We start from the raw sequence: 23410 nt of genomic DNA on the forward strand, positions 1-23410 counted from the left end.
GACTCCCGTTTGGGCGAACATCGCATATTTCGACCGAATATCGCAATTGGGACGGGTCAGTCGTCCGATGCTGTCCCCAAATGGGACGCCGCCAGATCGACAATTTCCTGGTCGGGTTTAGGGGCCTCCATCGACACCTGGCTTTCAAGTTGATCGGCAACATAGGCTAGAGCGGCAATGCGTGCGGCGCGCTTGTTATTGCCATCGATGACTTGCCAGGGGGCCCAGCGCGTGTCGGTCCGGGCAAACATGTCGTTGATCGCCTCCAGATAGTCCCCGCGTCGTTCGCGATTGCGGAAATCGTCGGTGGTCAGTTTCCACTGCTTCCACGGATTGTCGAGGCGCTTACGGAAGCGCTCGTCCTGTTCCTCCTGGGTGACATGCATGAAGAGTTTGATGATCGGGGTGCCGCTGTCTCGCTGCTGCGCCTCGAATTCGTTGATTTCGTCATATCCGCGCCGCCAGTCGGTTTCGGAACAATAGCCCTCGACCCGCTCGACAAGCACGCGGCCATACCAGGTGCGGTCGAATATGTTGATTTCGCGATTGCCGGGTAGTTTGTTCCAGAAGCGCCATAGGAAATGGCGGGCTTTTGCCTCGGCGGTCGGTGCACCAATGGGCCAGACCTCGAAGTACCGCGGATCCCAGCGGCTTGTCATCCTGCGGATCGTTCCGCCCTTTCCGGATGCATCCCAGCCTTCGATCGCTATCACCGCGCGTTTGGCGTTGGCGATATACGCCGCCTGAATGCGCCCGAGCCGCTCCTGCAGGTCGACAAGCGCTTCGTCATAATCGCCGTCGAGCTTTGCGCCATCTTCGAAGTCAGAGAGATTTATCGTCATGCAGCAACTCTAAGCTGCGGCAGTCCGCACATCCAGTCGGTTAACCCTCTATCCTGTTAGGAGACTATGTCCTGGTCCAGGATATGTTTCGCGATACGGCCGGGATCCTGCATCGGCATGAAATGGGTGAGATCCGGGATATATTCTTCACGGGCATTGGGGAGAGCATCGACCAGCCCCGGCCAGGTCGGAGACAGCGTGAAATCCAGCGCGCCCTCCCGCGATCCCGAGGGAGCTCGGAGAATCGTTACCGGTACTCCGATGCCCGACACCATCGGATACGGGTCTGAACGCAGCGAGCCGAGATATACCGATGCCTCCAGCGCGGGCGGACAGGCCAGTTCGAGCCCTTTCCCATCGGGCATGGGCAACAATCCGTGGCGGCAATAGTCCATCAGGATGTCGGGATGCCAGATTGCATAGGAGGGATGCCCTCTGAGGCGGTCGGCCATCTGTTCCGGAGAATCCCAGTTTGCACGCCGCCGTGCCACCGGATGCTCGGCCGGATCGATAGGTCCGGAGCCGTCCGAATTGCGATAATAGGCAGGATCCATGATAACCGGGTCGATCAGGACAAGCCGCTCGAAGCGGTCGCCGATCTCCGCCGCCATCTGGAGCAGACAATGCCCGCCCATAGAATGCCCGACACCGATGACTTTTTCGAGATCGAGACCTTCCACAAGTTCGACCAGGGGTGCGGCAGTTTTGCTCCAGTCGCCAAGAGAGTCAGGCTTGGCGCTTCGTCCATGGCCGAGATGATCGACGGCGATAACCCGGAATTCGGCGGGTATGGCGTCGACGACCCTGTCCCAGCATCGCGCATGGAAACCGGTTGCGTGAAGCAACAGGATTACCTGCCCGTCCGGCTCTCCCCATTCGAAATAGCAGAGCCGGGATTCGCCTTCTCCGAAATAGTTCTCGGAAGGCTCCCTCATCCCTCTTTTGGAGGCTCTACCACGCGCAGGTTCAGCTCGCGAAGCTGCTTCATGCTCACTTCGCTCGGCGCGCTCATCATGAGATCCTCGGCACGCTGATTCATCGGGAAGAGCACGACTTCGCGGATATTGGGCTCGCCCGCGAGCAGCATCACGATACGATCAATGCCCGGAGCTGAGCCACCATGCGGCGGCGCGCCGAATTTGAAGGCGTTGATCATGCCAGAGAAATTCTCGTCGACATCGGCCTTGCTATAGCCGGCGATTTCGAACGCCTTGTACATGATGTCAGGCCGGTGGTTCCTGATGGCGCCGGAAGAGAGCTCTACGCCATTGCAGACAATATCATACTGCCAGGCAAGAATGTCGAGCGGGTCCATAGTTTCCAGCGCTTCCATCTCGCCCTGCGGCATAGAGAAAGGGTTATGGCTGAAATCGATCTTCTTCTGCTCTTCGTCATATTCGTACATCGGGAAATCGACGATCCAGCAGAATTTGAAGGCGTTTTCGTCGATCAGGCCCAGCTCTTCGCCAAGCCGGGTCCGTGCACCGCCTGCAAGGCGGACGGCCTCCCCTTCCTTGCCGGCCGCAAAGAACACGCTGTCCTCTTCGCCAAGGCCGAGTTCTTCAAGCAGCTTCGCCGTCCCCTCCTCGCCATGGTTCTTGGCGATCGGGCCGGAAGGCGCGCCTTCCTTGCGGTTGATATAGCCGAGGCCGGCAAAGCCTTCGCCCCGCGCCCAGTCATTCATCCCATCGAACCAGCGTCGGCCGCGATCGCCCGTTTTGGGTGCCGGAATGGCGCGCACCACGCCGCCGGAGCCCACGATATTGGCAAACAGCCCGAAGCCGGAATCCTTGAAGTGATCGGAAACGTCGACAATTTCGATCGGGTTGCGCAGATCGGGCTTGTCCGAACCATATTTGAGCATGGCATCGGCATAGGGAATGCGCACGAAATTGGGATCGACCTCGCGGCCCTTCCCGTCCCAGTCGGCAAATTCCTGGAACACGCCGCACAGCACGGGCTCGATGGCCTGGAAAACGTCTTCCTGGGTGACGAAACTCATTTCGAAATCGAGCTGGTAGAATTCACCGGGCGACCGGTCTGCGCGGGCATCCTCGTCCCGGAAACAGGGTGCAATCTGGAAATAGCGGTCGAAACCGGCAACCATGATCAGCTGTTTGAACATCTGGGGCGCCTGCGGCAGCGCGTAGAATTTGCCCGGATGCACGCGGCTGGGCACCAGATAGTCGCGGGCCCCCTCAGGAGAAGAGGCGGTCAGAATGGGGGTTTGAAACTCGGTGAAATTCTGTTCGATCATGCGCTTGCGGATCGAGGCGATGACCTCTGATCGTAGCAGGATATTCTTGTGCATGCTCTCACGTCGCAGATCGAGATAGCGATATTTGAGGCGGATATCCTCGGGATAGTCGGCTTCACCGGCAACCGGCATCGGCAGTTCTTCCGACGCCGACTGCACGTCGACAGAAGTTGCCCGGATTTCGATCTCGCCGGTGTCGAGCTTCGTATTTATCAGATCGGTGGACCGCGCCACGACCTTGCCGGTCACGGTGATCACGGATTCGGTGCGCAGCTTTTCCAGCGTAGCGAAGGCGGGGCCGTCAACTTCCGTGACGATCTGGGTAATTCCGAAATTGTCGCGCAAATCGACGAAAACGAGATCGCCATGATCCCGCTTGCGGTGGACCCAGCCGGAAAGGCGGACTTCCTCGCCGACATGATGGCTGCGGAGTTCGGAACAATTATGGGTGCGATATATGTGCATGGTCATGCGCGGCTCCATAGCGGATTGGTTTGGACGGGCAAGCGGCGAAATACCGCCGTGACATTTGACTCCGCCACGATGCACGGCGAGAATTGGCAGTCTCGGTCGCGTTTTTGGCAACTTTCAGGAGAATATCATGAAGATGCTTGGTTTATCCGCTTGTGCGATCGGGGCGCTCCTGCTTGTCGGCTGTTCCGACGATCCGACGGCGGAAGAAGAGGTCGCGCAGATCGAGGCCGGTCGGGAAGCCGCACAAGCTGCTGAAGATACGCCTTCTGTGCAATCTCAGTATGATGCTGCTGTGGGATGCGCGGCTACCGCGGTGAATGTCGCCAATGTTTTCAACGTTATTGCCTCTACCGATGAAGACAGTAATCCGGAGCAGGCCGCCCAAGCGCGCGGCAATGCGGAACAGAATATGACGGAGGCCCGTGCTTTCGCTCAGCAGGCCGAGCAGATCGCAAGGGATCCACAAATCGGAAAAACACGAGACGAAGTCATGGCCGATATCGACGGGATAGATCGAGTGATCCGTGAGCGGGGGCGGAATGCCGACGATTTCATGGCTTTCGCAACGGAGCTGGCCCGCGAGTCGGATCAATGTGACACAATTCAAAATCCCGCAGGATAGGCAAAAACACGCAGCTTTCCACAAGATTGCAGTTCTTCCCTGTGGCGTGGTTCGCCGGTGAGCCTATGGTTTCCGCATGAGAATTCATCCGCTGATCGAAGATAGCGCGGCGCTTGCCGATCTGTGCGCACGCCTTGCGCAATCGAGTTTCGTCGCCGTCGATACCGAATTCATGCGAGAAAGCACTTATTGGCCCGACCTGTGCCTGATCCAGATCGGTAACACCGAGGAAGCCGCCGCTGTCGATCCCAAAGCAGACGGCATCGACATGTCGCCCCTGCTCGACCTCCTGGTCGATAATGAAGATGTGCTGAAAGTCTTTCATGCCGGCGGTCAGGATGTCGAAATCGTCTACAATATGACGGGTAAGACACCGCACCCGATTTTCGATACCCAGATCGCTGCGATGGCGCTCGGGCTGGGAGAGCAAATCGGCTATTCCAATCTTGTCGACGCCCTGCTCGGTCATTCGCTGGACAAGGGCGCACGGTTTACCGACTGGGCCCGGCGTCCGCTCGATAAGCGCCAGCTCGACTATGCAGTTGGAGACGTCACCCATCTGGCGGAACTGTTCCCGAAAATGCTCGAGCGCCTCCGCGATACCGGCCGCGGTGCATGGATCAATGCCGAGATGGAACGGCTGGCCGATCCGGCGAACTACGAAAATGTTCCGGAACTCTCCTGGAAACGTATTCGCATCCAGAGCCGAAAAGCGGATGTCCTGGGGCGTCTGAAAGCGATTGCGGCCTGGCGGGAGCGCGAAGCGCAGGACAAGAACCTGCCGCGCGGCCGTTTGCTGCGCGATGAAACCCTGGCCGATATCGCTTCCCATCCTCCAAAAAACCAGCAATCCCTCGGAAAAATTCGCGGGCTTCCCTCAAGCTGGGCTGGAAACGATATCGGAGCGCGCCTCATGGATGTGATCGACGAGGCGGAAGCGTTGCCCGAGAATGAACTGCCTGCGCGCAAGAGTCGCAAGCCGGGACTTGGCAAAGAAGGCGCGCTTGTCGCCGATCTGCTCAAGCTTCTGCTCAAAATACGCGCACGAGAAATCGGTGTGGCGTCTCGCCTGGTTGCCAAAGCTGACGAGCTTGAGAGATTGGCTGCAGGCGAACGGGAAGAACTGGGTATATTGGCGGGCTGGCGTTTCGAAGAATTTGGCCAGGATGCGCTGAATCTTGTCGAAGGGCGCGTTGCCTTTGCCGTTCGGGATGGCAGGCTGAAAGTCACCCATACCGAAGTTACCGTAACGGAGGACAGCGATGAATAGATACTTTCTCATAGGCACCATTGGCTTTGCTGTTGCCGTTACAGGGTGCGCGACATCGCCAGGCGAACCCCCAATGGCTGAAGCTGGCGCGTGCGATGCGACTGCCGCCCAGCACCTTGTGGGTGAAACCGCTACGCAAAGCCTTGCAGCCAGCGCCGTACAATTGACGGGTGCGCGGGAGCTTCGCTGGATACCGGAAAACAGCGCTGTAACCATGGACTATCGCACTACACGGCTCAATATCGAATTCGATGCCAACAGGGTCGTTACCGCTATTCGCTGCGGCTAGGATCGCTCACAGCAGCCGCATCTCGGCATCTTTGGCAAAGGCATCGGCAAGTTGCCTGTGCCGTTTCGCAACCGGCTGGCTGTAAAGTTCGGCATCGCCCTTATCGAGCGAGAGGATGAGTTTATCGTCTTCGACCGCAACCTTGCTCAGTTCGAGCGGTCCAGCCACCCCGCCGCTCAAACGCTGTCCAAAACGCATGGCCAGGCCCCATCGGGATGCCTGTCTGAGCTCTTCCTCGCTGCACAGGTTGACCAGCTCGTCGACCACGCCAACGCCGCCGCCGAAATTGGTGAACAGCGCCTGAGCCATCTTGCCGCGGCCGTTGCTTTCGATACCGACCCAATTTCCATGCAGCGCCATTTCGAGACCGCGTTCGGCGCGAAATTCGGGATGAGCCCGCCAACCGGTATCGGCCAGCAGGCAGGCAGCGAGCCGGATCCGTTTGTCCGTCTTAGACTCTTCTGCAAATAGCGGCGCGATCCAGCGGTTGAGCAAATCGCCATGCTCGGGAAACCGGCCTTGTCGTTCACCCTCTTCCCGTGTCGCGGCGATCAAGGGATCAAGCTTGCGGGTTTCCGTGTCCAGGCGTTCGTAAAGCAACCCTTCCCTCAGCCCGTAGGCAGATACCACCAGATCACCGAGATTGGCCTGTTTCACCAGCTGAGACAGGATTGCCGCGCCGTCCGGCAGGTTTGGAATACGCTGCGAGGCGATTGACGGAACGACCGACAGTTTCGACATGTCGATGCGAGCGAGCAGCCGGACCAAAGCTGCGGGACGGTCCGGCTTCATCACATAATGATGGACGATCGGCAGCGGAAACTTGGTGCGGTGCATATCGACCCGCGCAAGGGCGCGCCAGGACCCACCCACAAGATAGAAAGGCTGGCCTTCGCATTGCCGGATCCAGTCTGCAGATTTCAGGGCTTTCGCGATGGCCCTTTTTACAGCGCCCTTCTTTCCCGACTTGCGCAATTCGGCAATTCGCAGCACGCCAAGCGGAAACGATACGCATTCCTTGACCTGCCCATCCGCTATCCGCGCCAGTTCCAGGCTGCCGCCCCCCAGGTCGCCGACCAGGCCTTCGGCTTCTGGGATGGCGGAAAGAACGCCCATCGCAGCAAGTTTGGCTTCGTCCTCGCCCGACAGAAGGCGGACAGGGAGGCCGATCTCTTGCAGTTGGGCGATCAGCTCTGCCCCGTTGCGCGCTTCGCGCACTGCGGCGGTCGCGACGGTGCGAAGATCGGTTACGTCCATCGCGCTGCACAGGGAGCGAAAGCGGCACAGAATTTCAACGGCATCGGCAATCGCATCTTCGTGCAGCGCGCCATCTTCATCGCGGCGCCCGCCTAGCCCGACCATCACCTTTTCATTGAAGAGAAACGCTGGAAGCCTGCCATGTCCGTCGAAAACGACAAGGCGCACAGAATTGGAACCGATATCGATAACGGCCGTGCGCCCGTCCTGCGGATCGGGGGCATCCTCTTCCGAGCGGAAAAGTGAAAGCACAGCCATCGACTCAAACTCCTAGCCCCTTCGCCGGGGCCGGGAAAGCTGCTTATCCACGCCGTTTGACATGCAGTTTCTTGGGCATGGATCCCTGCTCGCTCAGCGCGGCTCCACGTCCTGACAGAGACGGGTTGGTCATGAAATAGCGATGCAGGTTGAACGGGCGGCCTTCGGGTTTAACCCTGTCATAGCTGCCATCGGGATTGAGAACCCAGCTCTGCTCATTGTCGATCAGATTGGCGACCATGACCTGGTCGAGGATCTGGGCGTGGACGGTCGGATTCTGGATCGGCATCATATATTCGACGCGGCGATCGAAGTTGCGCGGCATCCAGTCGGCCGAACTGATGAGAACATGGGCTTTCTTGTTGGGGAGCGCTGCCCCGTTTCCGAAACAGGCAATGCGGCTATGCTCGAGAAAACGGCCGATGACGGAGCGTACGCGGATATTCTCCGACATTCCCGGAATGCCCGGTTTGAGGCAGCAAATCCCGCGAATAACCATGTCGATCTCGACCCCGGCATTGCTCGCTTCATAGAGTTTTTCGATAATCGCAGGATCGACCAACGAATTCATCTTCGTCCAGATGGCTCCGTCCTTGCCGGCTCTCACATTGGCGATTTCGGCATCGACCAGTGCGACCAGATCATTGCGCATATCGCGCGGCGACATGGAAATCAGTTCCAGGTTTTTGGGCTGAACATAGCCCGTGATGTAATTGAAAAGCTGGGCGGCATCGCGGCCTGCCCGCGGGTCAGCGGTGAAAAAGCTCAGGTCGGTGTATATCTTTGCAGTGACGGGATGATAATTGCCTGTTCCGAAGTGGCAGTAGCTGCGATAGCCATCCTCTTCCTTCCGAACGACCATCGTCACTTTAGCGTGGGTTTTCCATTCGATGAAGCCATAGACGACCTGAACGCCAGCGCGCTCCAGCGCGTTCGCCCAGAGCAGATTCTGTTCCTCGTCAAACCGCGCCTTGAGCTCGACAACGGCAGTGACCGACTTACCTGCTTCCGCCGCATCGATAAGGGCGCGGATAACGGCCGATTGCTTGCCGGCGCGGTAAAGAGTCTGCTTGATCGCCACGACATCGGGATCATCGGCCGCCTGTTTCAGCAGGGCGACGACGACATCGAACGATTCATAAGGGTGATGGACGACGATATCCTTGGTCTTGATCGCGGCGAAGCAATCGCCACCATGTTCGCGGATACGTTCGGGAAAGCGCGGGCTGAACGGCGGGAATTTCAGATCTGGACGGTCTTCGTCCACCAGTTGCTCCAGATCGGAAACACCTAGAAAACCGCTGCTTTCGACCACAAGGCCGTCATCGCCACCCATTTCGCGGCGGATCACCTCTTCCATATCGTCGGGTATGTCCGCCTCAAGCTTCAACCGGATAACCCGCCCCCTGCGGCGGCGTTTGATCGCGCTGCGGAAATAGCGAACCAGATCTTCGGCTTCTTCTTCAACCTCGATATCGCTGTCCCGGATAATGCGGAACGCGCCCCGCCCTTTCACGCTATATCCGGGGAACATGATATTGGTGAAACGCCGGACAATCGTTTCCATCGAAACAAAGCGGGCCACTTCGCCTGGCAGACGCACGAAACGCGGCAGCGTGGTCGGGACCATCAGCAGTTCGCGGATCGGCGCGCCATCGCTTTCCCGTTCAAGATCGAACACGAGACTGAAGCCCTTGTTCGGGATGAAGGGAAACGGGTGCGCCGGATCAAGCGCCTGCGGTGTCAGCACCGGGAAGATATGGCTGTGAAAATGCTCCGAGAGCCAGGTTTCAGTTTCTCCGGTGATTTCATCGTCCGACAGCACGTAAATTTCGGCGTCCGCCAGGGCCGTCCGCAATTCCGTCCAGACTTCCTGCTGTTCCACCATCAGCGCGTTGGCGCGCTCTGAAACGGCGGCCAGTTGCTGGCTTGGCGTCATACCGTCGGCCGATCGCATTTCGACGCCCAAAAGCTGCTGCCCTTTCAGCCCGGCGACGCGAACCATGAAGAATTCGTCCAGGTTGTTGCCCGAAATCGAGAGGAAGCGGAGGCGCTCGAGCAGTGGGTGGGCTTCGTTTCTCGCTTCTTCCAGCACGCGTTCGTTGAATCCGAGCCAGCTTAGCTCCCGGTTGAAATAGCGGTGCTCCGTTCCGGGCTCGACTTCGACTTCATGCGAAAAGTCTTCGGTTATATGGTCAGGGTTATACTCGTCCATGACGCTCTTTTAGACCTTCTTATGTTACAGGTCGATGAAGCCACGCTCCGCCATTGCGTCGCGAACCAGGCCAAGCGTCAGGCGGCTTCTGCGTTCGAAGGCGAGCCGGTCGAGCGTTTCAATAAGATGATGAAGCGCATAATGGCTGCGGTCCATGCGTTTGAGCAGATAATTCACGGCATTTTGCGGAACGGCCAGGCTCCGCGCTGCGAAATGATGATGCAGCCGCGCCTCGATCAGTTGGTCGCTCGGTTCGTCGATGCGCACTTTCGGTGTCGCCGCTATCCTCGATCGTAAGTCGGGCAACGCGATTTCCCATCGAGGCGGCGGTTCGTCGGCAATGATCAACAGAGGCCTCTGGCCGGCTTGCGCCGCATTCCACGCATGAAACAGGGCTTCCTCTTCGGAAAGATCCGCGTCGTCGATGACATCCCCCCCGCTCTTGCCGACGAACAATCGGCCAAGGGTGGAGCGTCCGGATTTGCGAGGGCCGGTAAGGAGGCTGGTGCGAACCGGCCATAGCGACCAGTGTTCGAGGTGCCTGACGGCTTCGCTGTTGGACGCGTCGACGATGAATGTGCCGTCATCGGCGGGGTTCGGCCAATCGAGCGGAAGGGTAATCTGACTCATTGGCCTTCTGGCGTGTCAGACCCCTGAGGAGCAACTCGACTGATCTGCAACGTCCCCGTGCCACGCTGGACCTGGAAACCGCGGGCCGCGAGCGCAGATGCAAGGGTGTCCAGATCGCCGATATAGCTGACTTCCATCAGGGACACGCCGCCAATGGCGAGACTGGACGTTGTTGCTCCGCGAACGCCCGGCGTACCCCGAACAGCAGCTTCGCTGGACCGGACGGAATTGGCATCAGGCGTCACAACCCGAATGGTGTAACGGCCGGTAGAGGTTGCCTCCTCGGTATTGACCGACACTTCGGCGGGGCGCCGATCAACGGCCACGCTTTCCTGCAATTCGTCCAAAGCCTCCTCGAGTGCCTGTTCGTCGATACCGAACTCGAAATTCAACGAGGGGTCGGGACGCAACCGGCCATCTTCAAGCGCCTGCGCATAAGCGGCGTCGATTCGTCGCGCACCCTCATCGAGCAGTTGATCGAGACTCGCAGAGTTGCGGACGCGCAGCGAGAATTGAGTGATCTTCCGCCGATCCGGCCCATGATAGGCGACAAAGCGCCCGTAGACCGGGCCACCCGGATAGGAATACTGAAGGTGCACCACCGGGATCACGACATCGGCTGCACCATAGGAATCGAGCAGGAAGCGCCACCAGCCGCGCCCGGGCCGCCCCGTCTGGCCTACCGTTAGCAGCATCGAAGTGGGCCCTGTTCCACTCGCCCGAACATAATCAATCGGGCTCTCGCTGGAACGAAAACGCAGCCATGCCCGTGCCCAGGGCGTGCGGTCTTCAAAGCTCATCGGTGTGCTGCCAATCCATTGGATCGGCAGGATCAGCATGGGCGGAGAACGCCGGATTACGCCGGATACGCCCAGATAACGGCTGACCCGGGCCCGATCGAACATTACGCCCAGCCGCGCGACATAGCGGGTCGGGCCTATCTGCTCCTCTTCGACGATGATTCCAGTGACGACTGCGCTCAGCGACGAATCGCTGAGATTGGGCGCGCGAGCGGCGGATCCGCCATTGACCCGGGCATAGAGCATTCTCCAGCCTTCGCGCTGGGCTCGTTCCCAGGCGACGCGCCGGGCATCCTCTGCATCCTCGCCCGACGCATCGACAAAAATTCCCGTGACTTCATAACTGGCCGTTGCATCGAATCCGAAGTCGCGCGGATTCTGCGGCCGCTCCTGCTGCGCAAGCACGACGCCTGCGGCGCCGACAGCCAGCAGCGCGAGCGCGATAAACGTTTTCAGATTACGGATTACTAACTGCATTGTGGGCCTTTTGGCGACTTGGCCGTGGAAATCCAAGAGCGATGTGGCTAGTCGCTATAAATATGAACGCCAAGCACAATTCGACAGAACCGTACAGCTATGAAAAGGCGGGGGTCTCAATTGCCGCCGGTAACGCCCTTGTCAAAGCGATAGCGCCCCTCGCACGGGCGACTGCCCGACCGGGCGCAGACGCAGATCTTGGCGGCTTTGGAGGCTTTTTCGACCTTAAGGCAGCCGGCTATTCCGATCCCTTGCTCGTTGCCGCGAATGACGGTGTCGGCACCAAGGTTAAATTGGCTATCGATCACGATCGGCATGACAGAATCGGCATCGATCTTGTCGCAATGTGCGTCAATGACCTGATCGTTCAGGGTGCAGAACCGCTTTTCTTCCTCGATTATTTCGCAACGGGCAAACTCGACAATGGTGTTGCCGAACGGGTCGTCGCGGGAATTGCGGAAGGCTGCAAGCTGGCAGGCTGCGCGCTGATCGGTGGCGAGACTGCCGAAATGCCAGGTATGTACGCGGCAGGAGATTATGATCTGGCGGGTTTTTGCGTCGGCGCAGTCGAACGCGGCGAAGCTCTTACGGGAGCCGATGTCACCGCGGGCAATATCATTCTGGGTCTTGCTTCGTCCGGCGTCCATTCCAACGGCTATTCGCTGGTCCGCAAGCTCGCGGAAGACAAAGGCTGGAAGCTGGATCGCCCTGCCCCTTTCGATCAGGATCGCCTCCTCATCGATGCATTGATCGAGCCGACGAAAATCTATGTGAAATCCCTCCTCCCGCTTGTCCGGTCCGGCAACATTAAAGCGATGGCGCACATTACCGGCGGCGGCTTGCTGGAGAATATCCCGCGCGTGCTCGGAAAAACGCATCACGCCCATGTAGATGCATCCGCCTGGGAGCAGCCGCAGCTGATGGCGTTCCTCCAGGCCCAGGGCAATATCGAGCCGGTTGAAATGGCGCGCACCTTCAATTGCGGGATCGGCATGGCGTTGATCGTTGCGGAAGACAGAGAGGACGATGTAACGGCCGCTCTTCGCGATGCGGGCGAAACCGTCCACCGGATCGGCCATCTCGAGTCCGGTGAACGCGGGTGTACGGTGACTGGACACTCCAGCGACTGGTCGGCAATCGCTGACTGGAGCGCCACACATAATGGCTAGGCGGGCGCGTATCGCCGTCCTGATCTCCGGTCGCGGGACCAATATGGCCGCGCTGCTCTATGCCGCCAAACGCGAAGACTGTCCTTATGAAATCGTGCTGGTCGCGTCGAACGATCCCGAAGCGCGCGGCCTGGAACTGGCCGAAGCCGAAGGCATCCCGACATTCGCACAGACCCACAGGGGTATGGAACGCGCCGCTTTCGATGCGATCATCAATGGCAAAATTGCCGAAGCGCGCGCCGACTATGTCGTCCTTGCGGGCTATATGCGCATTCTATCGCCGGAATTTGTAGGAAAATGGGAAGGCCGGATGCTCAATATCCATCCTTCGCTGCTACCCAAATATAAGGGGCTCGACACCCATCAGCGGGCGCTGGACGCCGGAGATGCTGTTTCGGGCTGTACCGTCCATCTGGTCACGGCAGCATTGGACGCTGGTCCGATCCTCGGCCAGACCGAAGTGGCGATCCTCCCCGATGACACAGCTGAGCGACTGGCGGCGCGGGTTCGCCTGGCCGAGCACCAGCTTTATCCGCAAGTGCTGGAAACGTTTGTTGCACAGGAACTCGACCCGGACTGGCTGGTTGCGAAGGTTGGCGAACTGGCGCTTGCGCTGCCTGAGACCCATGCCAAAACGTCGCATGGCGCGCCCGGCTGGCGGGTCGGGACGGAGAAAACCGGCAAATTTTTCGCCTATGTTTCGATCCATCACCATGGCGAGGAGGCCGTGGCACTGCTGGTTAAAACCAGCGGTGCCGACGAACAGGCGGCGTTGATCGGCGCGGAACCCGGTCTCTACTACCGGCCGGCCTATTATGGCGCATCAGGCTGGATCGCGATCAGGCTCGATACCGGCAATGTCGACTGGGATCATATCGCAAGCTGGCTGAGAAAGAGCTGGAGCTTCGTCGCGCCGAAAAAGCTCCAGCCTCTCGTCGAATTTCTAAGCTGAGTGCCTAGCCGACAATCTCGTCTTCATTAAAGAAGTAGGCGATTTCGATGGCGGCGTTTTCGTCGCTGTCCGAGCCATGGGCGCTATTTGCCTCAATGGATTCGGCATAAGTGCGGCGGATCGTACCTTCATCGGCTTCCTTGGGGTTGGTCGCGCCCATGATCTTGCGATTGCGGAGCACGGCATCTTCGCCTTCGAGAACCTGAACCACGACCGGGCCGGACGTCATGAAAGCGACGAGATCGTTGAAGAAAGGGCGCTCTGCATGAACGGCATAAAAACCCTCGGCCTGTTCCTTGGTCATCTGGATGCGCTTGGAAGCGATGACGCGAAGGTCGGCTTCTTCCAGCATTTTTGTGACCGCGCCGGTCAGATTGCGGCGGGTGGCGTCGGGTTTGATAATCGAGAATGTGCGTGTCACGGCCATGATGGGCTGAGCTCCGATGAAAGTTGGGGAATTTCCGGCTCGCTTAGTGCGAAGCGGTCAAAGGCGCAAGCTTAGTGTGGGAAACGGGCGGCTGCTTCACGGTCCCTGGCGCCAGCGACCATTATCCTGTTTCCAGTAGCGCGGCTCGACTGCGTCCATAACCGCCAAGCTTCGCCATGCATTTCTGGCTTCGTCCAGCCTGTCGGCGTCGAACAGATAGAAAGCCCGGTCGAAATTCAGCGCGGCATCCCGCCATTCGCCATCCGCCAGCATGATGAACTTCGCGGCGTTCGCCGAATCGGTCTCGGCGGACAGCAGGGCCGGTTGGTCTGCCCCCGTTTCGTCGCCGGACTGCCCATGGGGCAGGAATGATGCCGGATCATAGGTCCACAGCGCTTCATCCAGCAAAGCGCGCAACTTCGCATCGCTTGCCACTATCAACAGCCTTTCGCCGCTCTCCAGTGTTTTCGCAGCGAGTTGCGGCACCACGGCTTCGATCGGCGTGCCGGCCAACTGATAGAAATCGACCTGCACGCCTGCCGCTACCCCTCGTAATTGTCGGCGATGAAGCGATCGAGCAAACGCACACCATAGCCGGTCGCCCCCTTGTCAGCGAGATTGGAGGTGGTTTTCCTCCAGGCCGTGCCCGCAATGTCCAGATGCGCCCATTTTACACCATCCTTGACGAACCGCTGCAGGAACTGGGCGGCGGTGATCGATCCGGCTTCGCGCGGGCCGGTATTCTTGATGTCGGCAATCGGCGAATCGATGAGCTTGTCATAGGCCTTGCCAAGCGGCAGGCGCCAAAGCTTGTCGCCGGACGCGGTTCCGGCGTTGAGCAACTGATCGGCGAGCCCGTCATCATTGGAAAAACAACCGGCCTGTTCGAAACCGAGCGCGATCAGCATGGCTCCGGTCAGCGTTGCAAGGTCGACCATCACGTCCGGCGAATATTCTTCCTGCACCCAGTGCATCGCATCGCAGAGAACCAGCCTGCCTTCGGCGTCGGTGTTCAGCACTTCTACGGTCTGTCCCGACATGGTGGTCACGATATCGCTAGGCCGCTGGGCATTGCTCGATGGCATATTTTCAACCAGCCCGCACACGCCAACGACATGGGCCTTGGCCTTGCGCCCGGCCAGGGCCCGCATCGCTCCGGCCACGGCCGCTGCGCCGCCCATGTCGAATTTCATGTCTTCCATGCCCGGTCCCGGCTTCAGCGAAATGCCACCGGTGTCGAAGGTCACGCCCTTGCCGACAAAGGCGACCGGTTTTTTCTGAGCGCCGTCGGTTCCGTCCCACCGCATGATCAGCATATGCGGATCCTGGGCGGAGCCCTGAGCGACGCCAAGGAGCGCACCCATGCCGAGCGCGGTCATCTGGGCCTTGTCGAGTGTTTCAATAGTTACGCCAAGGTCTGCCAGTGGTTTGCAGCGTCCCACAAACCCGGCCGGATGGATCACATTGGGCGGTTCCGTCACCAGCTCGCGCGCCAGGGCAATGCCAGCATAGACGGACTGATAACGATCCCACCCGGCCGCTTCATCTTCAGGCGCGACAACGGTTACCTCTTTCACGCTCGGCTTGGTTTTGGCGGGCGCTTTCGTGCGATAGCTGTCGAGCCGCCAGCTGCGTTGCAGGGCTCCAAATGCCATGCGCGATCCCGCACTGTCTGCGCTATGCGACCGTGCATCGAACGTAAGTGCGGTTTCACCTGACGTGAGAAGTTTGGCCATTGCCGCGCCACCGGCCTTTTCAAGCGATTCCCCGTCATCGCCATTCCCGGTGCCAACGACGAGTATCCGGCGTGCGCCCTTGTCCGTTTCGGCGAAAATTTCGACGATCGATGCCAACGCGCCATCGAATCGGCTCGCTTTTGCTGCGCGTTTGAGCGCCGCTCCGGTTTCGGTGGAAAGATCGCTGGTGACGAGGTCGATCGACTGGCTCTTGCCGAGCGGCAGGATAAGGGCGGAACTGTCTTCGGGGCTGGACGCGGTAAAGGTGACGGTAATGGAAATTTTTATTCTCCTGCCGTTAGGAACGGTGTTTGGTGATTTTTTCTTTCGATAGACGAGCGACCCGGCTCTGGCAAAGGCGATTGCAGCATTGCGCGCAGGGTGCGATAGGCGCGGCGGAAAGGCCGAATATTACAACCGGTGAAAAATGTGACGCGTAACCCTATCCTCCGCCTGACTGCGCTGCCGATGGTGATGCTTGCGACCGCCGCACCGGCAAATGCGCAGGGCGACGCGTCCCATGGCATTCCTGATATGATCTCGCCGGTGGAGCTTTCGGACGTCGAAATTCCGCCTTTGACCTCACCCTTAAACCCGGATGAGATCGCCTTCAGCGCCCAAATGGTCGAATATGACGGCTCCGGCGATATCGTGATCGCGTTCGGCGATGTCCAGATGGTGCGCGAAGGTGCGCGGCTGCACGCTGATCGTGTGTCATGGGATCGCAGAACCGGTGCCGTGGAGGCGACTGGCAATGTCGCGATCCGTACGCCGCAGGGAGAGACGGCCTATGCGGATACAGCCACGCTGACGGACACGTTGCGCGACGGCATGGTCGAAAATCTGCTTATCGTGCTGGAGAATGGCGGGCGGCTCGCTGCGCGCCAAGGCGCGCGGGTCGACACCGTTTCAACGCTCGAGAATGCGGCATATACGCCCTATCGGGCTCGCGGATATGACGGCGAGCCGCGCGAACCGAGCTGGCGGATAACAGCTGCGCGGATCGTGCACGACCCGGCAACCAACCGGATTCGGTATAGCAACGCACGGTTCGAACTTTTCGGCGTCACCGTCATGGCGCTGCCCGCTTTTTCGCACCCCGACGGCACTGCCGGAGGGGCAAGCGGTTTCCTCGTCCCGGATCTGCGGTTAAGCCGCACCAACGGTCTCGAGGTGGGAATTCCCTATTATGTGCAGATAGCGCCCAATCGGGACCTGACCATCACGCCGCGCTTTTACACGGAGGTGCTGCCTTCGATTTCCGCGACCTACAGAAATCTCGCCGCCGAGGGCGCGTTCCAGATCGGTGGCATGATAACTTACGGAACACGGCGCGACCTGGATCCCGTGCTAGGCTTCACATCGAGCGGAAATAAGGATGTTCGCGGATATATCGAGGCGAATGGCCGGTTTCAGTTCACCCCCTATTGGAGCGTCAGCGGTTCGGGGCGATTGACGACCGATGACACATTTCTACGTCGCTACGACATATCCCGCGACGACAGGCTGCGCTCGACCGTCGCCGTCGAGCGGGTCGGGATCGAGAGCTATTTTTCGTTGGCCGGATGGGCCGTGCAGGATCTTCGCCTGACTTCCGATTCCGGCCAACAGCCCCTTGCTATTCCCGTTCTCGACTATCGGATGCGGATGCGCGAAAACCTGATTGGCGGGACGATCAAGCTGCAGGCCAATACATTGGGTGTCGTTCGCACCGCCGGGCAAGATACGCAGCGCGCCTTTGCCAGCGCAGAATGGAATTTGAGTCGGATAACGTCGTTGGGGCAGCAGGTAACACTGACAGCACTACTGCGGGGCGATGCCTATCATTCGGACGAAAACGCCGACACGGCAACAGATTTCTACCGCGGCGAAGATGGATGGCAATTCCGTGGTATCGGGGCGATCTCTGCGGACATCGCATGGCCCTTTGTCGGGGAATTTATGGGCGGCGTTCAACGTTTCACGCCGCGCGTCCAGTTTGTTGCCACGCCGCCACTTTCAAATCTTGAAGTTCCGAACGAGGATTCACGCTCGATCGAACTGGAAACGGCAAATGTTTTCTCGCTCAACCGATTTCCCGGATATGACCGGTTCGAAGACGGCGCCCGGATGACCTATGGTGCCGAATACGCCCTCGATCTGCCGCGCTTTTCTTTGCGGAGCAGCCTTGCGCAAAGCTATCGATTGAGCCGGGAACCTGCCCTGTTTCCGGCCGGTACGGGGTTAGCTTCGCGATTCTCCGACTTCGTCGGTAGAACCGAGATTCGCTACGGTCGCTTTTTGGCGCTCACCCACAGGTTCCGGGTCGACAAGGACAATTTGGAGCTTCGGCGTAACGAGGTAGATTTCACGGTAGGGTCCCGCACTACCTATGCCCAAATCGGCTATTTGCGGCTCAACCGTGACATCACCTTCAACGTGGAAGACCTCAGGGACAGAGAGGAACTGCGCAGCTCCGCCCGCGTCGCCGTCGGCAACTATTGGTCGGTGTTCGGATCGGCCGTGATCGATCTCACGAGTCAGAGGGAGGATCCGCTTTCCATGGCCGACGGCTTTGAACCGGTACGGACGCGGCTTGGTTTCGGCTATGAAGATGAAGGGCTAGAATTCGGCTTCACCTGGCGGCGAGATTATGACGACACCGGCGATGCGCGACGCGGGAACACATTTCTGCTGCGCTTTGCCTTAACCAATTTGGGCCGCTAAGCTGTCATTCAGGAACATTCGTTCTATTAGGCACAAAATGATGCTGGCCATGTGCCTCTGCAAAAATGGGATTCTTAAACGTAATGCGTGAAAAAAATCGGAAGTGCACAATGCGCCGAACCTTCAAGATATTCGCTGTGGCCGGGCTTGCCGCCCTCGTGACCACGCATGGTGCGGCTCAGCAGACGCAGGAAGATATTATCGCCAACACCGCGGCTCAGCTGGGCCTGCCGTCGACATTTACGGTTTTCGGCAACCGCGATCCCAATATCCGGACGCCGACCGCAATCGTTAATGGTGAGATTATCACGCGAACCGATGTCGACCAGCGGCTTAATCTCTTCCTTGCGGCGAACGCCAACGCCCGAATCAGCGAGGAAGAACGGACACGACTGCGGATGCAGATAGTCCGCAACCTGATCGATGAAATGCTGCAAATTCAGGAAGCCCGTGCCAACGATATTGTTATTACGCCAGCCGAGATCAATCAGACCTTCACGCAGGTAGCCGAACGCAATGGTTCGACGATGGAGGATTTTGACGAATTTCTCGAAGCGCAGGGAAGTTCCGCGCGAACCATGCGAAAGCAGATTGAAGGCGAACTTGCGTGGCGCAGGCTTTTGCGCCGCTATGTAAATCCGACTGTTGGCGTTAGCGATGCCGAGGTTCAGGCGATTGTCGACCGCCTCGAAGCCTCGCGCGGCCAGACCGAATACCGCGTTGCAGAAATTTACCTGCCTGCCCGGCCCGACAATCAGGAAGAGATGCGGCAAGGCGCGATGCGGCTCCTGCAGCAAATTCAGTCTGGCGGATCTTTCCAGGCCTATGCCCGTCAGTTTTCGCAGGCATCTACGGCGGCTGTAGGCGGTGACCTTGGCTGGTTGCGGCCCGGCCAATTGCCGGCAGAACTTGCGGCTGTGGTTACGCAGATGCCGGTCGGCGGCGTGAGCCAGCCCATTCCCATTCCCGGCGGTTTTTCGATTATTGCGCTGATCGACCAGCGTCAGGTTCTGGTTGGAAACCCGCGCGATGCCGTTTTGAGCCTCACCCAGATTACGCTGAGTTTCGAGCCGGGCACAGCGCGTGAGGTTGCCGAACCTCGGATAGAAGCCTTTGCTGCGGCGACGCAGGCCGGAGGCGGTTGCGGCGCATCGTCAGCGATTGCCAGCGAATTTGGCGGTGAAGTTGTGCAGAATGACGGCATTCGTCTTGGCGACCTGCCGGAAGTGTTGCAGCAGAACATCTCGAACCTGCAGGTCGGCCAGGCCACGGCGCCTTTCGGTTCGCTTGACGATGGGGTTCGGGTGCTGATCCTGTGCGGTCGGGACGATCCGCCTGCTTCGGCCGAACCCGATGCCGAGGTAATCTTGAACCGGCTTGAGCAGGAGCGCGCCGATCGCCGTGCGCGCCGCTATTTGCGCGATTTACGCCGCGATGCTGTCATCGAATATCGTTGATACGGAGGCAAGATGGCGCCGATAGCAGTTTCTCTGGGAGATCCGGCGGGCATCGGCCCCGAAATAACGGGAAAGACCTGGGCTGGGCGGTATGACTACGGACTCAATCCATTCTTCGCCGTAGGCGATCCCGGCTCTATTCGCGCTATATGGGACGGGCCGGTCGAAAAAATCGAGTCGCCTGACGAAGCCGAATCCGTATTTTCCCGCGCCCTGCCGTTGTTGCCGGTCGAAAGCGGCGAAGCAGTAACGCCGGGCCAGCCAACGCCCGAAGGCGCGCGCTGCGCTCTGGATTCTCTTGAACTCGCCGTTGGCCTCGCGCGATCCGGCGCGGCGCTGGCAGTCGTCACCGGCCCTGTTTCCAAGAGCAGGCTTTACGACATCGGCTTTTCGCATCCCGGACAGACTGAATTTGTCGCGGAACGCTGTGGCGTATCGCGGGACAATATCGCCATGATGCTTGCCGGGCCCAGCCTGCGCACTATTCCGATCACGACGCATATTCCGTTACGCGACGTGCCGGATATCATTTCGATCGAGATGATCGCCAACAAGGCGCGGGCGGCAGCGCGCGGCCTGATACGCAACTTCGGCATTGCCAGTCCGCGCCTGGCATTTGCCGGGCTCAATCCTCATGCTGGCGAATTCGGGGCACTGGGGCGCGAAGAGATCGATATCCTTGAACCGGCGATCGCCCAGCTTCGGGAAGAAGGCATAGACGCGCAAGGGCCATTCGCCGCTGACACGATGTTTCATCCAGCAGCGCGCGAGAAATATGATGTGGCGCTCTGCCTGTATCACGACCAGGCGCTTATTCCGCTCAAAACACTGCATTTCGACGAGGGTGTGAACCTCACTTTGGGGCTGCCGATCGTACGCACATCCCCCGATCATGGCACGGCTTTCGAGATTGCCGGAAGCAATACTGCCAATCCGGGGGCAACCATCGCCGCGATCAGCCTTGCCGCTTACTGCGCTGAACAACGTATTTTGCATGAAGGTAGCATCGCTGCGTGAGCTCCTTGCCCCCGCTTCGCGATGTTATTGCCCGGCACGGGCTTCGCGCTAACAAGGCTCTTGGCCAGAATTTTCTACTCGACGGGCAGTTGCTGGCCCGGATCGCGGCCATTCCCGGCGATTTGGACGGGCAAAATGTTTATGAAGTCGGTCCCGGCCCGGGCGGGCTGACACGGGCCCTGCTGGGCGCAGGCGCATACGTGGTTGCGGTGGAACGCGACGATCGCTGCATCGCTGCGCTGGAAGAACTTTCGGCTCTTTTTCCCGGTAAGCTGACGATAGTTCCGGGCGATGCTCTGGCAATCGATGAAACCGAAATCGCTGCCGATGGCACGCATATCGTTGCCAACTTGCCCTATAATATCGGTACCGCGCTGCTCGTGCGCTGGCTGACCGAAGAAAAATGGCAACCCTGGTGGCGCTCGCTGACCTTGATGTTTCAGGAAGAAGTGGCGCGCAGGATCGTCGCCCGGCCCGGAAGCCCAGCTTATGGCCGGTTATCGGTTCTTGCCCAATGGCGGTCCGCGGCCGCTATCGCGCTCAAAGTGCACCGCTCGGCCTTTGTGCCACCGCCCAAAGTGATGTCGGCCATAGTGCATGTTACGCCAAAACAGGCACCTGATGGCGTTGATGTCCAAACGATAGGAAATCTCACTCAGGCGGCCTTTGGCCAGCGCCGCAAAATGTTGCGACAAAGTCTAAAAAACCTTCCCGGAGCCCTTGAAAGTCTTGATACTCTGGGAATCGATGAAACGCGGCGTGCGGAAACACTATCCGTCGACGAATATGTCGATCTGGCCCGCGCTATAGGCGCTACTGCGCGGTAACCGGTTCCTCGGCTTCTGTAGCGGGGGCAAGAACATCACGCGCGGCCAGCTGCGCTGCAGGCGGGGCCGCTTCTATCACCGCGGCAAGCGATACCGCTTCCGGGCAATCCCCTTCGCACAACGCTTCGATCCGCACGAGGTTACGCCGTGCGCGCTCGATGGCGCCGCGGCTGACAAGCACCCTGCCCTGCCCTTCAAGCGCGGCCAGGTCGTTGGGATCGATCGTCAGGGCTTCCCGGTAGTAACGGATCGCCTTTCCCGGAAGCTCGCGCTCCTCGGCGATTTCAGCCAGCGCGATAAATCCATCCCGGTTGCGGGGGTCCACGGCGAGCGCGCTTTCTACCAGATCGGCGGCACGATCATTGTCGCCTTCCGCCAGGGCCGCGCGGCCAGCTTCAACAAGGGCTGTCGACCGGGCATCGATATCGTCATCGACCCGCTGTCCATGAACGCTGCTCGATACGGTGGCGAGGGTCAGCGAAAGGGCAATGGCAAGCGGCGAAAGGCGCATAATGAGCTCCGTTACAGTTTCTTCGCGGGCTTCTAGCATGACCGCTGGAGCCTTGCGAAGAAAAACCCGTCGGTTCCATGGCGCGCCGGGGTGAGAACGAAGCCCTCGCCGGACGCCAAGGCTTGCTCATTAGCAGCCTTTACCTTGCTGAAGTCCGAACGGGTTTTCAAAAAATCGGCGATCTGCCCTTCCCCTTCCCGCGCCAGCAGAGAGCAAACGATATAAACCAGATATCCGCCCGGTTTAATAAGGGGCGCGGCGATATCTAGCAGCCGTGCCTGGGATTCTGCATAGCGCGCGATTGCAGACTGGTTGAGCCGCCACCGGGCCTCCGGATTGCGCCGCCACGTGCCCGTTCCGCTGCATGGGGCGTCAATGAGCACGATATCCGCCGCGTCCTCGATATCGGCGAGCATGGTGCTTTCCTGCCGCGGGTTGAGCAAGCGCGCCTCTATACCCGACATTCCGGACCGAGCAGCGCGGGGCGCAAGGTTGGACAGCCGCCTGCGATCAATGTCGCAGGCGATCAGGCGGCCCTCACCGCCGATACGGTCATGCAGGGCGAGCGTTTTGCCACCGGCGCCCGCGCACAGGTCGACAATCGTCATGCCCGGTTCGGCTGCACACCGATCAACTATGTACTGGCTGCCTTCATCCTGGATATCGACAAGACCGTCTCTCCACAGCTCATGCTGTTCGATAGGATAGCCTCGTGGCAGCCGTATCGAAGAAGTGCTCAGCGCACCTGGTTCCGCCCCATCGATGGCACCCAGTACATCCTCGCGAGACGTGCGGCCGAGATTGACACGGATATCCAGAGGCGCACGCCCGGTCAGGCTTTCTATGTCCTGTTCGTCGATGGCTTCCGCAAACTCCTGCCGCAGCCATTCCGGCAGCCCGCCCGGTATTGCGCCAGTTTCATTGGCAGCCAGTGTAGCCGGGCCATGTTCGGAGCCATCGAACAGCGACTGCAGATCTTGTTGATCCTGCGCCAGGCCGACCATCGCCGCGCGGCCATCAAGCGGGGCGGTTCCATATCGGCGAATTGCGGCATAAACCAGTTCGCGAACCGCGCGCCGGTCTTTCGAACCCGCATAGCGCCGGGTCTTGAAATAGCGTTTGATGACCGTGTCTGCCGCCGCTCCGTTGCCACGCGTAGCCTCGATAATCTCGTCCAGCAACTCTATTGCCGCTTGCAGACGGGCGGCCGGCCTCAT

General features: G+C 59.4%; 21 protein-coding genes. 9 read left to right on the forward strand and 12 right to left on the reverse strand.

Annotation, left to right across the window (positions count from 1 at the left end; genetic code table 11):
- Nucleotides 1-56: 56 nt before the first annotated feature.
- The 3 genes from DFR46_RS03075 to aspS are packed head-to-tail and all read right to left on the reverse strand — an operon-like array spanning nt 57 to nt 3564.
- Nucleotides 57-842 (reverse strand): polyphosphate kinase 2 family protein, encoded by a 786-nt coding sequence (locus DFR46_RS03075; protein WP_116235117.1) that lies wholly within the window; start codon nt 840-842, stop codon nt 57-59.
- Nucleotides 843-898: 56 nt separating this feature from the next.
- Nucleotides 899-1777 (reverse strand): alpha/beta fold hydrolase, encoded by an 879-nt coding sequence (locus DFR46_RS03080; RefSeq protein ID WP_116235118.1) that lies wholly within the window; start codon nt 1775-1777, stop codon nt 899-901.
- Nucleotides 1774-3564: an aspartate--tRNA ligase gene (gene aspS / locus DFR46_RS03085; RefSeq protein ID WP_116237121.1), complete on the reverse strand. Its 1791-nt coding sequence runs from the start codon at nt 3562-3564 to the stop codon at nt 1774-1776. The genes DFR46_RS03080 and aspS overlap by 4 nt, the downstream gene beginning before the upstream one ends.
- Before the next feature lie 136 nt (nt 3565-3700).
- Here aspS and DFR46_RS03090 point away from each other — a divergent pair, with 136 nt between their 5' ends.
- The 3 genes from DFR46_RS03090 (at nt 3701) to DFR46_RS03100 (ending at nt 5754) form a co-directional block, all read left to right on the forward strand.
- Nucleotides 3701-4195: a hypothetical protein gene (locus tag DFR46_RS03090; RefSeq protein ID WP_116235119.1), complete on the forward strand. Its 495-nt coding sequence runs from the start codon at nt 3701-3703 to the stop codon at nt 4193-4195.
- A gap of 76 nt (nt 4196-4271) precedes the next feature.
- Entirely contained in the window at nt 4272-5465 is a 1194-nt protein-coding gene (gene rnd / locus DFR46_RS03095; protein ID WP_116235120.1) for a ribonuclease D, read from the forward strand.
- Between the two features lie 73 nt (nt 5466-5538).
- Nucleotides 5539-5754 carry an I78 family peptidase inhibitor gene (locus tag DFR46_RS03100; protein WP_245953638.1) on the forward strand — a complete coding sequence of 72 codons (216 nt, stop codon included), beginning with the start codon at nt 5539-5541 and terminating at the stop codon, nt 5752-5754.
- A gap of 6 nt (nt 5755-5760) precedes the next feature.
- Here DFR46_RS03100 and DFR46_RS03105 read toward each other — a convergent pair whose 3' ends face one another.
- Genes DFR46_RS03105 through DFR46_RS03120 form a run of 4 tightly spaced genes read right to left on the reverse strand, consistent with a single transcriptional unit; the run spans nt 5761 to nt 11391 of the window.
- Nucleotides 5761-7269: a Ppx/GppA family phosphatase gene (locus tag DFR46_RS03105; RefSeq protein WP_116235122.1), complete on the reverse strand. Its 1509-nt coding sequence runs from the start codon at nt 7267-7269 to the stop codon at nt 5761-5763.
- A gap of 43 nt (nt 7270-7312) precedes the next feature.
- Nucleotides 7313-9484: an RNA degradosome polyphosphate kinase gene (locus DFR46_RS03110; RefSeq protein ID WP_116235123.1), complete on the reverse strand. Its 2172-nt coding sequence runs from the start codon at nt 9482-9484 to the stop codon at nt 7313-7315.
- A 24-nt stretch (nt 9485-9508) separates the two neighbouring features.
- Entirely contained in the window at nt 9509-10114 is a 606-nt protein-coding gene (locus DFR46_RS03115; RefSeq protein WP_116235124.1) for an HdaA/DnaA family protein, read from the reverse strand.
- Nucleotides 10111-11391 carry a heavy-metal-associated domain-containing protein gene (locus tag DFR46_RS03120; protein WP_116235125.1) on the reverse strand — a complete coding sequence of 427 codons (1281 nt, stop codon included), beginning with the start codon at nt 11389-11391 and terminating at the stop codon, nt 10111-10113. Before DFR46_RS03120 ends, DFR46_RS03115 begins: the two co-directional genes overlap by 4 nt.
- Nucleotides 11392-11453: 62 nt before the next feature.
- Between DFR46_RS03120 and purM the strand changes: the two genes are divergently transcribed.
- Entirely contained in the window at nt 11454-12560 is a 1107-nt protein-coding gene (purM, locus tag DFR46_RS03125) for a phosphoribosylformylglycinamidine cyclo-ligase (protein ID WP_116235126.1), read from the forward strand.
- On the forward strand, nt 12553-13512 hold the full coding sequence (gene purN, locus DFR46_RS03130) for a phosphoribosylglycinamide formyltransferase (RefSeq protein WP_116235127.1): 960 nt from the start codon (nt 12553-12555) through the stop codon (nt 13510-13512). The genes purM and purN overlap by 8 nt, the downstream gene beginning before the upstream one ends.
- Before the next feature lie 4 nt (nt 13513-13516).
- Here purN and ndk read toward each other — a convergent pair whose 3' ends face one another.
- The 3 genes from ndk to DFR46_RS03145 all read right to left on the reverse strand — a co-directional run bounded on the left by ndk (nt 13517) and on the right by DFR46_RS03145 (nt 15951).
- Complete coding sequence (gene ndk / locus DFR46_RS03135) at nt 13517-13939, reverse strand: nucleoside-diphosphate kinase (protein ID WP_116235128.1); 423 nt, start codon at nt 13937-13939, stop codon at nt 13517-13519.
- 96 nt (nt 13940-14035) lie between these two features.
- Nucleotides 14036-14473 carry a DNA polymerase III subunit chi gene (locus DFR46_RS03140; RefSeq protein ID WP_116235129.1) on the reverse strand — a complete coding sequence of 146 codons (438 nt, stop codon included), beginning with the start codon at nt 14471-14473 and terminating at the stop codon, nt 14036-14038.
- An 8-nt stretch (nt 14474-14481) separates the two neighbouring features.
- The gene (locus DFR46_RS03145; RefSeq protein ID WP_116235130.1) at nt 14482-15951 is read right to left on the reverse strand and encodes a leucyl aminopeptidase; all 1470 of its coding nucleotides are present in this window, start codon (nt 15949-15951) and stop codon (nt 14482-14484) included.
- Between the two features lie 192 nt (nt 15952-16143).
- On the opposite strand from DFR46_RS03145, the gene DFR46_RS03150 reads away from it, so the two are divergent.
- The 4 genes from DFR46_RS03150 to rsmA all read left to right on the forward strand — a co-directional run bounded on the left by DFR46_RS03150 (nt 16144) and on the right by rsmA (nt 21682).
- Nucleotides 16144-18381 carry an LPS-assembly protein LptD gene (locus DFR46_RS03150; RefSeq protein WP_116237122.1) on the forward strand — a complete coding sequence of 746 codons (2238 nt, stop codon included), beginning with the start codon at nt 16144-16146 and terminating at the stop codon, nt 18379-18381.
- Nucleotides 18382-18491: 110 nt separating this feature from the next.
- Nucleotides 18492-19838, forward strand: a complete 1347-nt coding sequence (locus DFR46_RS03155) for a peptidylprolyl isomerase (protein WP_245953643.1) — start codon at nt 18492-18494, stop codon at nt 19836-19838.
- Nucleotides 19839-19850: 12 nt separating this feature from the next.
- Nucleotides 19851-20855 (forward strand): 4-hydroxythreonine-4-phosphate dehydrogenase PdxA, encoded by a 1005-nt coding sequence (gene pdxA / locus DFR46_RS03160; protein ID WP_116235132.1) that lies wholly within the window; start codon nt 19851-19853, stop codon nt 20853-20855.
- Nucleotides 20852-21682: a 16S rRNA (adenine(1518)-N(6)/adenine(1519)-N(6))-dimethyltransferase RsmA gene (rsmA, locus tag DFR46_RS03165; RefSeq protein WP_116235133.1), complete on the forward strand. Its 831-nt coding sequence runs from the start codon at nt 20852-20854 to the stop codon at nt 21680-21682. Before pdxA ends, rsmA begins: the two co-directional genes overlap by 4 nt.
- Here the strand turns inward: rsmA and DFR46_RS03170 are convergent.
- The gene (locus DFR46_RS03170) at nt 21669-22193 is read right to left on the reverse strand and encodes a tetratricopeptide repeat protein (RefSeq protein ID WP_116237123.1); all 525 of its coding nucleotides are present in this window, start codon (nt 22191-22193) and stop codon (nt 21669-21671) included. The two genes, rsmA and DFR46_RS03170, sit on opposite strands and share 14 nt — an antisense overlap.
- 32 nt (nt 22194-22225) lie before the next feature.
- Nucleotides 22226-23410, reverse strand: a complete 1185-nt coding sequence (locus DFR46_RS03175; protein WP_116235134.1) for an RsmB/NOP family class I SAM-dependent RNA methyltransferase — start codon at nt 23408-23410, stop codon at nt 22226-22228.

It is taken from the genome of Parasphingopyxis lamellibrachiae (genome assembly GCF_003385775.1).
GTDB classification, from domain to species: Bacteria; Pseudomonadota; Alphaproteobacteria; order Sphingomonadales; family Sphingomonadaceae; genus Parasphingopyxis; species Parasphingopyxis lamellibrachiae.

Excerpts from the sequence above, each read along its gene's own strand:
- DFR46_RS03075 (WP_116235117.1), bottom strand. The coding sequence starts at position 842 with ATGACGATAAATCTCTCTGACTTCGAAGATGGCGCAAAGCTCGACGGC.
- DFR46_RS03080 (WP_116235118.1), bottom strand. The coding sequence starts at position 1,777 with ATGAGGGAGCCTTCCGAGAACTATTTCGGAGAAGGCGAATCCCGGCTC.
- aspS (WP_116237121.1), bottom strand. The coding sequence starts at position 3,564 with ATGCACATATATCGCACCCATAATTGTTCCGAACTCCGCAGCCATCAT.
- DFR46_RS03090 (WP_116235119.1), top strand. The coding sequence starts at position 3,701 with ATGAAGATGCTTGGTTTATCCGCTTGTGCGATCGGGGCGCTCCTGCTT.
- rnd (WP_116235120.1), top strand. The coding sequence starts at position 4,272 with ATGAGAATTCATCCGCTGATCGAAGATAGCGCGGCGCTTGCCGATCTG.
- DFR46_RS03100 (WP_245953638.1), top strand. The coding sequence starts at position 5,539 with ATGGCTGAAGCTGGCGCGTGCGATGCGACTGCCGCCCAGCACCTTGTG.
- DFR46_RS03105 (WP_116235122.1), bottom strand. The coding sequence starts at position 7,269 with ATGGCTGTGCTTTCACTTTTCCGCTCGGAAGAGGATGCCCCCGATCCG.
- DFR46_RS03110 (WP_116235123.1), bottom strand. The coding sequence starts at position 9,484 with ATGGACGAGTATAACCCTGACCATATAACCGAAGACTTTTCGCATGAA.
- DFR46_RS03115 (WP_116235124.1), bottom strand. The coding sequence starts at position 10,114 with ATGAGTCAGATTACCCTTCCGCTCGATTGGCCGAACCCCGCCGATGAC.
- DFR46_RS03120 (WP_116235125.1), bottom strand. The coding sequence starts at position 11,391 with ATGCAGTTAGTAATCCGTAATCTGAAAACGTTTATCGCGCTCGCGCTG.
- purM (WP_116235126.1), top strand. The coding sequence starts at position 11,454 with ATGAACGCCAAGCACAATTCGACAGAACCGTACAGCTATGAAAAGGCG.
- purN (WP_116235127.1), top strand. The coding sequence starts at position 12,553 with ATGGCTAGGCGGGCGCGTATCGCCGTCCTGATCTCCGGTCGCGGGACC.
- ndk (WP_116235128.1), bottom strand. The coding sequence starts at position 13,939 with ATGGCCGTGACACGCACATTCTCGATTATCAAACCCGACGCCACCCGC.
- DFR46_RS03150 (WP_116237122.1), top strand. The coding sequence starts at position 16,144 with ATGGTGATGCTTGCGACCGCCGCACCGGCAAATGCGCAGGGCGACGCG.
- DFR46_RS03155 (WP_245953643.1), top strand. The coding sequence starts at position 18,492 with ATGCGCCGAACCTTCAAGATATTCGCTGTGGCCGGGCTTGCCGCCCTC.
- pdxA (WP_116235132.1), top strand. The coding sequence starts at position 19,851 with ATGGCGCCGATAGCAGTTTCTCTGGGAGATCCGGCGGGCATCGGCCCC.
- DFR46_RS03170 (WP_116237123.1), bottom strand. The coding sequence starts at position 22,193 with ATGCGCCTTTCGCCGCTTGCCATTGCCCTTTCGCTGACCCTCGCCACC.
- DFR46_RS03175 (WP_116235134.1), bottom strand. The coding sequence starts at position 23,410 with ATGAGGCCGGCCGCCCGTCTGCAAGCGGCAATAGAGTTGCTGGACGAG.